The organism is Klebsiella sp. M5al, assembly GCF_002090195.1.
In the GTDB taxonomy this organism is placed as follows: Bacteria; Pseudomonadota; Gammaproteobacteria; order Enterobacterales; family Enterobacteriaceae; genus Klebsiella; species Klebsiella grimontii.
On record NZ_CP020657.1, the window covers coordinates 4,545,839 to 4,557,969 of the forward strand.

9 protein-coding genes and 4 pseudogenes are annotated in these 12,131 nt (G+C 45.7%); 8 read left to right on the forward strand and 5 right to left on the reverse strand.

Annotated features, from left to right (window positions below; all coding sequences use genetic code 11):
- Nucleotides 1-140: 140 nt before the first annotated feature.
- The 3 genes from BWI76_RS21750 to BWI76_RS21760 all read left to right on the forward strand — a co-directional run bounded on the left by BWI76_RS21750 (nucleotide 141) and on the right by BWI76_RS21760 (nucleotide 2,987).
- Entirely contained in the window at nucleotides 141-1,538 is a 1,398-nt protein-coding gene (locus BWI76_RS21750; RefSeq protein WP_004136856.1) for an amidohydrolase family protein, read from the forward strand.
- A gap of 14 nt (nucleotides 1,539-1,552) precedes the next feature.
- Nucleotides 1,553-2,026 carry a DMT family transporter gene (locus BWI76_RS21755; protein ID WP_004136855.1) on the forward strand — a complete coding sequence of 158 codons (474 nt, stop codon included), beginning with the start codon at nucleotides 1,553-1,555 and terminating at the stop codon, nucleotides 2,024-2,026.
- A gap of 100 nt (nucleotides 2,027-2,126) precedes the next feature.
- Nucleotides 2,127-2,987 carry an SMP-30/gluconolactonase/LRE family protein gene (locus tag BWI76_RS21760; protein WP_004136854.1) on the forward strand — a complete coding sequence of 287 codons (861 nt, stop codon included), beginning with the start codon at nucleotides 2,127-2,129 and terminating at the stop codon, nucleotides 2,985-2,987.
- Between the two features lie 105 nt (nucleotides 2,988-3,092).
- Here the strand turns inward: BWI76_RS21760 and BWI76_RS21765 are convergent, their stop codons facing one another.
- Nucleotides 3,093-4,046: an aromatic alcohol reductase gene (locus BWI76_RS21765; protein ID WP_004136853.1), complete on the reverse strand. Its 954-nt coding sequence runs from the start codon at nucleotides 4,044-4,046 to the stop codon at nucleotides 3,093-3,095.
- A gap of 69 nt (nucleotides 4,047-4,115) precedes the next feature.
- On the opposite strand from BWI76_RS21765, the gene BWI76_RS21770 reads away from it, so the two are divergent.
- Both BWI76_RS21770 and BWI76_RS21775 read left to right on the forward strand, forming a co-directional pair.
- Entirely contained in the window at nucleotides 4,116-4,550 is a 435-nt protein-coding gene (locus tag BWI76_RS21770) for a winged helix-turn-helix transcriptional regulator (protein WP_004136852.1), read from the forward strand.
- Between the two features lie 329 nt (nucleotides 4,551-4,879).
- Nucleotides 4,880-5,835: pseudogene (locus tag BWI76_RS21775) on the forward strand (alpha/beta hydrolase fold domain-containing protein).
- A 62-nt stretch (nucleotides 5,836-5,897) separates the two neighbouring features.
- Here the strand turns inward: BWI76_RS21775 and BWI76_RS28810 are convergent.
- Nucleotides 5,898-6,020 (reverse strand): annotated as a pseudogene (locus BWI76_RS28810) (IS30 family transposase); the annotation flags it as partial.
- Nucleotides 6,021-6,114: 94 nt separating this feature from the next.
- Between BWI76_RS28810 and BWI76_RS28705 the strand changes: the two are divergent.
- Together BWI76_RS28705 and BWI76_RS21785 are read left to right on the forward strand one after the other, a co-directional pair.
- Nucleotides 6,115-6,234, forward strand: a pseudogene (locus tag BWI76_RS28705) (S-(hydroxymethyl)glutathione synthase); the annotation flags it as partial.
- Nucleotides 6,235-6,295: 61 nt separating this feature from the next.
- Nucleotides 6,296-6,880 (forward strand): annotated as a pseudogene (locus tag BWI76_RS21785) (IS6 family transposase); the annotation flags it as partial.
- 370 nt (nucleotides 6,881-7,250) lie between these two features.
- Here BWI76_RS21785 and BWI76_RS21790 read toward each other — a convergent pair.
- The 3 genes from BWI76_RS21790 to BWI76_RS21800 form a co-directional block, all read right to left on the reverse strand.
- Complete coding sequence (locus tag BWI76_RS21790; RefSeq protein ID WP_145977447.1) at nucleotides 7,251-7,613, reverse strand: hypothetical protein; 363 nt, start codon at nucleotides 7,611-7,613, stop codon at nucleotides 7,251-7,253.
- On the reverse strand, nucleotides 7,580-8,272 hold the full coding sequence (locus BWI76_RS21795) for an EAL domain-containing protein (RefSeq protein WP_004136841.1): 693 nt from the start codon (nucleotides 8,270-8,272) through the stop codon (nucleotides 7,580-7,582). The genes BWI76_RS21790 and BWI76_RS21795 overlap by 34 nt, the downstream gene beginning before the upstream one ends.
- A gap of 347 nt (nucleotides 8,273-8,619) precedes the next feature.
- Nucleotides 8,620-9,678, reverse strand: coding sequence for a sensor domain-containing diguanylate cyclase (locus tag BWI76_RS21800; RefSeq protein ID WP_004136836.1), 1,059 nt, complete (start codon nucleotides 9,676-9,678; stop codon nucleotides 8,620-8,622).
- A 965-nt stretch (nucleotides 9,679-10,643) separates the two neighbouring features.
- Between BWI76_RS21800 and BWI76_RS21805 the strand changes: the two genes are divergently transcribed.
- The gene (locus BWI76_RS21805) at nucleotides 10,644-12,122 is read left to right on the forward strand and encodes a SulP family inorganic anion transporter (RefSeq protein WP_064371619.1); all 1,479 of its coding nucleotides are present in this window, start codon (nucleotides 10,644-10,646) and stop codon (nucleotides 12,120-12,122) included.
- Nucleotides 12,123-12,131 lie beyond the last annotated feature (9 nt).

The following is a 12,131-nucleotide window of genomic DNA, read 5'->3' on the forward strand; positions in this document are numbered from 1 at the left end:
GATTGCGCTCCTGAATAGCATGTGACGGTGATAATTATCATTATTCGCAAATTCTGAATGATGAAAACACGTTAGTCATCTTTTTCAGCTTAAACAGGAGGCGTATTGTTTTCCTTCTGAACCTGAAAGAGACAATTCAAATGACCGATTACAGCAGAAATATTGTTAATAATCAGACGGAAAATCCGCCAGCAACACTGATTCGTAGAGCAACCATACTGAGCATGGATGAGAATGTCGGTAACATTGAGCGTGGCGATATCCTTGTCACAGGCTCAACCATTACCGCCATCGGTAAGGACCTGAACGCCGAAGGTGTTCACGTTATTGATGCCACAAATATGATTGCCATGCCGGGGATGGTCGATTCTCATCGTCACGCATGGGAAGGCCAGCTGCGCCGCATCAACCCCAACGCCACCTGTCTGGACGACTATAGCAATGCCACGCATTTCTCGTTTGCGAAATACTACCGGCCCGCAGATATCTATGTCGGTAATCTCCTGACGGCGCTGGGCGCGATTGATGCGGGTATCACTACCATGATTGATAACTCGCACAACAGCCGTACCGCAGCACATGCAGACGCCGCCGTTGAAGCCCTGCTTGATGCCGGAATTCGCGCTATTCATGCTTCCGGCGCGCCGGTAGCAGGCGAATGGGATAAAGCTCACTGGCCGGATAACTGGCAGCGTCTGCAGGAAAAATATTTCAAAGACAATCCTGAGGGACTGGTTTCTCTGGGCGTCATGGCCCAGCTGGAGCCGGAATTGTGGGCCGAGGCCCGCCGGCTCGGGCTGCCAATCGTGACCGAATTCTTTGGCGCTGAAATGGCTTCAGAGCTTAAATCACTGCATCAGCAGGGCCTGCTGGGCCCGGACAATATCTTCAACCACTGCACTGCACTGCCTGATGAGGGCTGGGAAATCCTGCGTGAAGCCGGCGTACGGGTGAACGTTTGTCCGCGCTCAGATTCGCACTATGGCATTGAAAACGGGATGTTTGCCATTGAGGCCGCGCAGCGCCATGGCATCAATCCTGGCCTGAGCGTGGATAACGAAACGTCTTACAGCACAGATATGTTTATGGAAATGCGCGTGGCGTTCTACCTGCAGCGAGTAATGGGTATGCATAAGCAGCACTGCTGTGATTCAGGGCATTCACTGACAACGCTCCCCGCAGCGCAACTGCTTAAATCGGCAACGGTCGATGGTGCGACCTGTGCCGGACTACAGGATAAAGTGGGTAGCCTGACGCCAGGCAAACAGGCCGACCTCATCCTGATTAACGCTGCTGATCTCAATCTCTATCCGAACGGGAATGCCTTCGGGACGGTGGTGCATGCAACTGAACGCAGCAACATCGATACTGTCATGATTGGCGGGCGCATCGTCAAGCAGAACGGCAAAGTTCTGGGCGTGGACAGCGAGCGTCTTCGTGCTGCCATCGATGAATCACGCGAACACCTTTTTGCCGCCGCCGGGTATGAGCCGGACATCTTTGCGGAGAAATTCCTGCCGCTGGTACAGGCAAACTGACAGGGAATAACAGCATGAGCGCGATTTATTACGTAATAGCTTTTGCAGCGGGTCTTGGTATTACCCTGCAGACGACCCTGAACAGTCAGCTCGCAAAAGGACTCGGGGGCGATTCGGTCACCGCCGCGTTCTTTTCCTTTACGGCCGGGGCGTTGAGCCTCGGGATTTACTCGCTGCTACGTGGAGGGTTATTTAGCTCTCTCGCCGCTATTCCTTCTCAGCCAGCATGGAGTCTGGCGGGCGGCCTGATCGGTGCCTGTGCGTTGTTCAGCTACGTGGTGCTGGCACCGAAAATCGGTTTTTCAGCCCTGCTCGGGCTGGCAATCGTTGGGCAGTTACTCTCGTCGCAGATGATTGACCATTTCGGTCTGCTGGGTGCTGTACGGCGACCGGTTTCGTTGCTCAAACTGGGGGGCATGCTGGTCATGCTGGCAGGACTCGCCATCATGCTTTTTGGTGACAAACTTTCAGCGCGTTTTTTGCCCTGACGGGGTGGGAATTGCTCCTTACGGCCATCTGCCATAGTGCAAATGGCCGTAAGCTTTTGGTCAGGCGCGATGCGAAACTTTTATATGCGGGAGAAATAACATGTTTTCAGTGGCTGCTGATGCCAGAAATTTGCTGGGAGAGTGCCCAATCTGGTGCGAGAGGACACGCAGGATTTACTGGACTGACATTGAAGGCTGCGAGCTGCTTGCCCTTGAAGAAGACAGCAGTGTTGTGATGCGCTGGTCCCTGCCTGAGCGCCTCGGATCGTTTGCACTTACTGAAAATTCTGACGTTTTACTGATGGGACTGGCGTCCCGATTCGCCTTCTGCGATCTGAATACGGGTATCTTTACGCCGGTAGTGGCGTCACCGGGAGGACCGGGAACACGGACAGGGGATGGTCGGTGCGACCGCGAGGGTAATTTCGTCTTCGGGACCATGGATGACGGGTACCCCGCGAAAGTCATAGGAAGATTTCACAGGCTAAATGCAGCGACACTCAGCATTGAGACGCTACCCCTGCCTGAGGTGGCTATCCCGAACAGCATCTGTTTCAGTCCGGACGGCAGCACGATGTATTACTGTGATTCGATGCAGGGCCGTATAATGTGCTGTGATTACCCCTCTATGAATAACCAGCGCGTGTTCACTGCAACAGAAGGAAATGGGGCGCCTGACGGCTCCTGCGTGGACGCACTGGGCTATGTCTGGAATGCCGAATGGGGAGGAAGCCGTGTTGTACGTTATCGTCCGGACGGAACGACGGAGAGTATCCTGCCCTCTCCAGGAGTTCAGAGCACTTGCCCGACACTCGCGGGAGAAGCATTCACAACGCTGTATTGTACCAGTGCCAGCGTGGGTCTTTCTGTGCCGTCAAGGCATGATGGAGCGTTGCTAAGAGCGGAATCAGCCGTATTCCCCGGTTTACCGGAGAGCCGGTTTTCAGCTCACACAGCGTAACCCCTTTGCTATCAGTGCCTACAGGGGGAACAGAGTCTTTCTCTTCACCATATTCGGGTAGGCAGGAGAAAGACTCTGGTATTTATTACAGCAGCTTTAATACGTTTATAATGAGCTGCCCGGGGTCAGGTTTGCATTTATCCAGGCTGCCACGTCGGTAACCGGAATGTCATGGCGTTCATTGAATGTCTGCTTTTTATCCCATGCAACTCCCCGCCCCTGTGCAAAAACAGCACGATACTTAGACATCATGTCTTGCGGGTTGAGCACGAGTTTATCCATCAGATATTGTTCGCTCCATTCCGTGCAGCTGAAAGGACGGCCAAGCGCTGATTGCAGCTTATCTGCTACCTCTGCGTAGGTCAGTGTATCACCGGCGATATACACAATTTCATTCCGGATGCGAGGAGTTGTAAATACGATCGCTGCCGTCAGCATCCCGATATCATCAGGTGTTGTCAGTGTTATGGTGTTGTCAATACTGCCGAGTGCGTGAACAGTATCGTTCTGCAGATCGACCACACCGAAGTCTGGTTCGAACAAATAGCTCATGAAGATGCCGGTCGAAATGATGACCCACTCAGTTTCATGCTGGCTGCGTAGTAAATCACGCACGTCAATCTGCGCGTCGAAGATGTCTTGTGGACTGCCGCGTCCGATGGCATCAAAATCAGCTCCAAACTGCCATGGAAAATATCGTGGAATCCGCGCCTGCAGGGCCGCCTGCGCCAGTTTCATCGGTGTATTTATTCCGGCCGCGTACCCCGTGCAGCCAACGACTGTGTCAAATTGCGCAAAGAGGCTGGCCAAATCGTCGACAGAACTCATGACGAGATCGCCCGTGACTATATTAATACCGAGGTTTCTGATTTCCGTGATAACGAATTGTTTTCCAGGTTCATCTGACGTTACGGTACTTTCGCGCAGCAGCACGCTGATTTTCGTTCCCTCCACATCTTTTGCCCGAACGGCAAGATTTCGCAGAACGGGGAGGCCCAGCTCACCGGCACCGAGAACGAGGATATTTTCAGACGTAGTGTTAAGATCAGTTTTGTTCATAATCTGTCCTTACATGAATTGTTGCGCCACTCTAGCAATTCATAACAGGCTAAAAAAGAAGGTACATGTATGATACCGGGGGTCAGTGAAATGGATCGGGAAGAGATTCTTCAGTATTCGCAGGCTGTTTGTAAGGGGCTGAGAGATGATGATGATGGCTTGCGACGGGAGGTGCTGGCTCATGCAGGAAGTCGCTGGTCGCTGGGTATTGTCAACACGCTTGGCGTTTATGGCAGACTACGTCACGCCGAAATTGGCAGGCGTATGCATGGAGTGACTCAGCGCATGCTGACGCGTACATTACGACAGCTTGAGCGTGACGGACTGGTTATCCGCCATGATTTCAGTGAAATACCGCCGCGAGTCGAATACGAGCTGTCTGATACAGGTATGGAGTTACTTGTACGGATGATCCCGCTGTGGACCTGGATTGTCGATAATGCTGATCGCTTTCGTGAAGACCGGTTGAGATATGAAAAAAATAACAATAACCCGGGGACGTAACTGACTATGAATATAAATATCACTTTTCGTGGTTTGTAGATAACACAAGCATTTGAATTGATGAGCCTTCTGATATGTATGTATACAGTAGTCATCAGGAGACAGAACCGATTTCACCAGACTCGGTCGGAATGGTGTAATTATAGAGGATTAGATTTTAAGTATGTCTATTATCAATATCAGTCTGTACATATTCCAAATGGGTATTATAGCGAATTTAATTTCCGTCACCATTAATTCGGCCTTAAAAATTATCTGACAGGATGGCCTACCCTTTCAGAATTATAGGTGAACTGGCGAAAAAATATTTTAAAAAAAAGGTATTTTTTATGATTTCTAAAAAAAATAATGAAATTTCTCCTGGTTATCATGATCTTCCTGGTTATGTTCATGGGGCGAAAATTATCAAAGTCGCCTTGACTAAAACCCCTATAGATAATATCAGTGATGTAGTTTAAGAGACAGTAAAAAAAACTCGTTCTGTCAGACAATTGCATATGTCTTTTCTGGTTCCTCGTACCAACATTTTGAAACCAGCCATCATCTATTTTCCTGGGGGAGGGTTTATGACAGCTGAACACAACAAATTTGTGGAAATGCGCATGGCTTTAGCGAAGGCTGGCTTTGTAGTTGCAGCGGCAGAATACAGGTCAATTCCGGATATTTTCCCTGCGCCAGTGATAGACGCCAAAGCAGCAGTAAGGTACCTTCGTCAACATGCCCCGATTATGGAATTGACCCCTCACGAATTGGTGTATTTGGCGATTCTGCTGGAGGATGGCTGGCGCAGATGCTTGGTACCACTAATGGCGATAAATCATTCGATCACGGCGATTTTCTCAGCCAGTCCGCTGATGTGCAGGCTGTTGTTACGCTTTACGGAATATCAGATCTGCGTAACATAGGTGACGGTTTTCCGGATCACCGGCAAAAAGTGCATCTGTCTCCTGCAGTCACGGAATCACTGCTAATTAATGGTGTAGCATTCAAGAATTTTGCAGGTGCTTCCATCAGTACTACACCTGAAAAAGCGATAAATGCAAGCCCCATAGGACATCTCAAGGGATGTAAACCTCCGTTCCTAATAATGCATGGAAGTAAGGATACATTAGTATCACCTAAGCAGAGCACAACGCTTTACAAAGCCCTTTTGAAATCGGGAAACAAAGCGGACTATGTACTTATTGAAAGTGCAGAACACGGTGATGATCACTGGTATCAACCCGTTGTCATAAATAGGGTTGTTGACTGGTTCTGCGAGCATCTTGGTCCTGAAAATACATGATGGTCGATTCTCCGTGGAATCACTCAGACTGTTGGTAGCAACGTCCACATCTGGCTGTGAGTTCAACCGAGGGATGCAACACATTGATTGAACCGCTCTGCGGGAGATTCATAGTCTAGCGTTTTTCTCGATCTCTCGTTGAGCTGTCTGGCGACACTGTTTAGTCTTTGTTGGCTGTTAACTGATTTTGAGTTGCCATAAAGAGCGCTCCTATATCAGTACTAAAAAGGTGGTAATGTTTCATAAAAATCTTTTAGCCCTTGCAGGAATGGCTTTGAAATGAAAGGATCTTATTTGTGTGGAACAGTTGAATTTGAACTTACTCATAAACCCGAAGTATTTTATCGTTGTCATTGCTCGCTTTGCAGAAAACAGAGCGGCGTGGGTTACAATCTGGCTCTGTCGCATTAAGAAGCCGTCAGATAACATGCTGTGTTTTTGCGATGTTACCTGACTATGCATGATCCTAAAAGCCTTCAAACGTCTGCACTATCCTGTCGATATTATTGCTCAGTGTGTTCGCTGGTATCTGGCTTACTCACTAAGCCTCCGAAATCTGGAGGAGATAATGGCTGAACGCGGTATCACCGTCGACCATTTCACTCTTCACTGCTGGATTATACGGCTGGTACCTCTGCTGGATAGGGCATTTCGACGGCATAAACCTGCCGTGGGGCCCTGGTGGCGAATGGATGAAACTTACATCAGAGTCAGGGGACAGTGGAAATATCTGTAACGGGCAGTCGATACCGAAGGTCAGACCATCGACTTTTTGTTGACGGCAAAACGGGATGCCGCAGCGGCCCTGCGCTTCTTTCGCAAAGCCAATCGCCAGCATGGCGAACCTAAGGTGGTGACCATCGATAAAAGTGGCGCCAATACAGCGGTACTGGCCACAGTCAATGCCAACAAATCAGAAGAAGAAATCATCACCATCAGGCAAAGTAAGTATCTGAATAACCTGATTGAGCAGGAGCACCGAAATATCAAACGACGAATACGTCTGATGCTGGGATTTAAGTCATTCCGTCGGGCACAGACGTTGCGGACATGCATGCGCTAATGCGATAGAGCCAGCTGAGCCATCATCCGCGCAGCCAATGACTGGCCTCGACCACAGGTCGATAATCACGGGCAGATTGTATCCAGCTTTTAAGCATGTCGTCTGAAATAAACAGCGACAGGGTGTTTTGAATATGACAAAGTTTTTCAGCTCAGCATAAATCACTAAGTATGACCATTATCACAGGGTTCTGCGGCAGTCAGTTTCGACCGCAGGTGGTTGATTTACGCCTACACTTGCGTGGATCCCCGGTAGCCACCGGAAATTTTCTTCATAAGAATACGGTAAGAAAACCTCGGGATCCGAGACTTGTGTTCAAAGTACCCGCGTCATTATATTATTTAGTTATTTTCTACCATGTAATTATTGCTCTTTTCCAAACCACCTTCCCTTTTTTTTCTTCTTTTATAATCAATATTTTTTTCATAATAAAATAAACAGCAAGAGAACACGTGATTACAGAGATATATGCTCCGATACTTTTAGAAACCATAAACACAATCAAGGCCCCAAATAGAACTACCAGTACAGAGATGCTGATAGATACAAAATTAACTCTTTTGCGTGCTTCTCTTGACACATATCCTTTAATCTGGAATGCATGACAACTTTGACAACGGTCCTCGTTAATTAAATGTAAGCCACAAAATGGACATTTTTCATGTATTTTTATCATTGACTTTAACTCTCGACATAGTAATAATTCTCCATCCATAATCGTCCCTGACAAGCGCTATTAACAACAGAATGTACTTTATTTCTTTGTTCTATCGTCTCAACACCTTCAACAATTAAAAAATTGCAGTATGATTTCACTTCATTTATTTTTTTAAAAAAGCCACTCTCATTTTGTATTTCCCAGAAATAATCCTTATCGATTTTTATACATTCAAAATTAAACATCTCAATAATTGTTAAACTGGTTAAACCTCTACCAAAATCATCCAGCCATACTGGACATAATTTTGAAAGACACTTCAAGTCAGCCATAGGACATTTAGTATTGAACTCATGAAAATACTCGTTAATTTCAAAAGCTATGCTTTTTTGATTTTTTAAGTAATCAGAAATATATATATCGTTTAGAATATAATCGCTAATGATACTGTCGACGTTCAATGAAACTGGCTTAAAGTTCAATTTGAATGCATCAATTCCTTCAATTATCAATATCTGTTTGTTAAACACATCGATGATTTCTTTGTCGTTCAGGGAACTGAAACAGAAGACGCCTTCATTAGCATGAAAATTATTAGCGTTCTTTTTTTTTACACTTTTTGTAAGAATTTCCCATGAATGAATAGAACCATCTTTTTTGTAGGATGGTTCTAAAACAAAGCTACAGGATTCTATTTCCACACTGTTCTTTATCATAAAAAAACACCGGAACTAAGAATAATCCTAATCGTGTCATAAATAAAAATGAAAGAGAAATAGTTTAAAATGATCGATAACGATCTAACAATAGGCTAAACCTATCACATTCCATAAATCGATCGATCATTCAAATCAAATGAACTTGAATAAGAAAATAAAAACATGATTTCATTATTAAAATAATATAAATAATAGGTTTGAGACGTGTTGAGTGCCTAGGGTAAGTGTTAAAGTTTAGATGTAAATTTCACTAATACTCAAAAAGATAACATTCTAGAAAATTTTTTATTAAAATATTAAACATGTATATGTCAATAATCACGATAAATAAAACCATAACACTTTTAATTATTCTGCATGCAATAGCCATTCTTCCCGTTACGTTTAACTTGATATAACATTTCATCAGCCTCTTTGATCCACTCAATGATTGAATTTTTATTTTCTGCACAAGAAATACCGATACTGATAGTACAGTAAATATCCTTGTGAGAAGGCAATGAAAGATCTTTAACTTTTTTCTGAATTATATTAACCATGGATAAAACTTGCTGACTAGTACTGTTGTTAACAATAATGGCTAACTCATCGCCACCAAATCTTGCTGGTACGTCCTTCTCCCCCGCGCACTCTCGTAGTATTGATGATATACGTGATAACACCGCATCACCAACTTCATGACCATATGTATCGTTGATATTTTTAAAATTATCAACGTCAATTAGCATAAGATATGAATGGATTCTTTTATTTCGAGTAGCCCGAAAAGCGCTTTCCATTTTCTGTTCAAAAAAACGTCGATTTGGTAGATCTAACCCCGGATCCATTAAAGCCTGCATTTCCAGTAACTCCCTTCTTTTCCTCAGCTTAATAGATAAATTTCGTGAAACCACACTCAATACTATGGGATAACAGGTAGCCAAGGGTAAAGAAAGCAATACAGTTTGAATACTGAAATCCATCGTATATCTGAAATCATTTGCTAACCAAACTATCAGGAAACTAAGCATCATCCACGTTAATGCTGGCTTTAATATTTTCCACCCACCCGCAGCATAGCGATCAGCTATTTGAACTGAAACAATGAATAATGATGGAATTGGGCTGGCTTGCATCACTGCAATCCAAATACCCGCAAAAAATGAATCGAGTATCATATTCTTTTTTTCTGTATACAGCATATCCGTTGACATTATACTTGCAAGATAAGCAACTGTTGGCCAAGTAAGCGCATTCAGAGTCAATAGGGCAATCGTTATTTTTTGGTGTGATTGCTCTTGAAGAACTGAATATATTGGGATAAAGCATAGAATGACTCCAACCTGACGTAAAAAAAACACTCGTTTAATAAAAGATGAATTCCGATCAGATATATATTTCTCATCAGGGAAATTTTTTAACATACAAATCCTATTATAAAACTCTAAGAGACAGAATCAATTTAACCCACTTAAAACTAAGATAGAAAACATCGTACATTACAAAATTATAACACGTTAGTGCAAATTACAAGATCGTACTTAAATTAATTATGAACGATTCATAATAACATTTGCATCAGTTTTCTCACTTACCAGCTTCATTCTAGTCTGATTCAAATAGACACTTTAGTATTATCGGCTTAAGAATGATAATCTATCAGCATTAAAATCTATTGCATTATTAATTCTGGTAGGCTGTTAAAAACACACTACATCTGACCAGTAAAAAGTTACTTGAACTTACTTATCGTTTACTACAGATTATTTTGTGATGTACACAGCAATTAATGTCGTTTCAGTTGCCCCCGGCAAGTGCCTCCGGGGGATTTTTTATGCCCCTCAACTTGATCTCTTCCCTGAAAACAGTGCCAGGCTAAACTGAAGTCTCCGGTCTTTCTTCCATCTCACAGAGAGGCACATCGCCATGAAGGGGTCAGTTTGGATCTCGAAAATTATTGTACGTTAAGAACTTTTTTAATCAGCGTAGGGGATGTTCACGAAACGTTATCTATCTGATATCAAGACATCCATGCGGTTACCTTGACCACCGACAGTCATATTCTGTTGCTTAAACTGCCTGTATGGGGCCTTTGCATTGATCGTGTTGTATTTTCGTTTATAGTAGTAAGACTCTACATCAAGCAGAGCATGTGGTCAGCGCAAAAGTACATTGCGCTGGCTTATTCTGTTCACTAAGGGCTGAGTGCCTGATTTCGAGGATTTACCTGCTGACCATGCGCATTACGCCACCCTGAGTTTTTCCTTCCTCCGCTGTACTGAGCGAGCCTCAGCACGCACGCAATAACATCCCGTCTGCGGATGTGCTTTATCGTATTTAAAACTTATGTCCTCCGGGGCTAACTACATCTGAAAACTGAGAAATTACTATGTTGCTGTCCTCGACGCGTAAGGACTGGCTGGGTAACGTCCGTGGTGACGTGCTGGCTGGTATTGTTGTCGCGCTCGCACTCATTCCAGAAGCGATCGCCTTTTCCATTATTGCCGGTGTTGACCCTCAGGTGGGGCTTTACTCCGCCTTTTGTATCCCGCTGATTATGGCCTTCTTTGGTGGTCGCCCGGCGATGATATCTTCCTCAACGGGGGCAATGGCGCTCCTGATGGTGACCCTGGTGAAGGATCATGGACTGCAGTACTTACTGGCTGCCTCCGTGCTGACCGGCATATTCCAGCTGATAGCTGGCTATCTTAAGCTCGGCAGCCTCATGCGCTTCGTCTCACGCTCCGTGGTCACCGGATTCGTTAATGCACTCGCGATCCTGATTTTCATGGCGCAGTTACCTGAGCTCACCAATGTGACCTGGCATGTTTATGCCATGACGGCAGGGGGGCTCGCCATTATTTACCTCTTCCCGTATCTGAATAAAACAATCCCTTCCCCCCTTGTCTGTATCGTGGTACTGACGGCTATTGCCATGTGGCTGCATCTGGATGTGCGTACTGTCGGGGATATGGGGAAACTGCCTGACAGCCTCCCGGTCTTCCTGGTGCCGGACATCCCGCTGAATCTTGATACGCTCCTGATTATTCTCCCGTACTCCGCAGGGCTCGCTGTTGTAGGACTCCTGGAATCAATGATGACGGCCACGATTGTGGACGATATGACGGATACTCCCAGTGATAAAAACAGGGAGTGCAAGGCCCAGGGCATCGCCAATATCTGCACCTCCTTTATCGGGGGGATGGCGGGCTGTGCAATGATTGGCCAGTCCGTTATCAACGTCAAGTCCGGCGGCCGGGGCCGTCTGTCCACCCTCACTGCCGGTGTGGTCCTGCTGTGTATGGTAGTCTTCCTCAGGGACCTGGTCTCGCAAATCCCTATGGCCGCGCTGGTCGCCGTGATGATTATGGTTTCAATTGGTACCTTTTCATGGCGTTCAGTTGTAGATCTTAAAAGCCATCCTGTTTCAACCAGCGTGGTGATGCTGGCAACGGTGGTGGTGGTGGTGGCCACTCATAATCTGGCATTCGGGGTACTCACTGGTGTGCTGATCGCTTCCCTGAATTTTGCCACTAAAGTGGCGCGTTTTCTGGCTGTCTCTTCAGAACTCAGGGAAGAAACCCGGATCTATAAGGTCACCGGGCAGGTGTTCTTTGCCTCTGCCGACCGCTTTATGGCGTATTTTGATTTTCGCGAGGCCGTAGAGAAAGTGGTCATTGATGTGACGCATGCTCATTTCTGGGACATTACGTCAGTCAGCGCTCTGGATAAGGTGGTTATTAAATTCCGCAGAGAAGGAACAGACGTTGAGATCCGAGGGATGAACGAAGCAACCCGTACAATCGTTGATCGCTTTGGTGTTCACGATAAACCCGAAGAAGTCGAAAAACTGATGGGAGGTCATTAATGTCAGAAA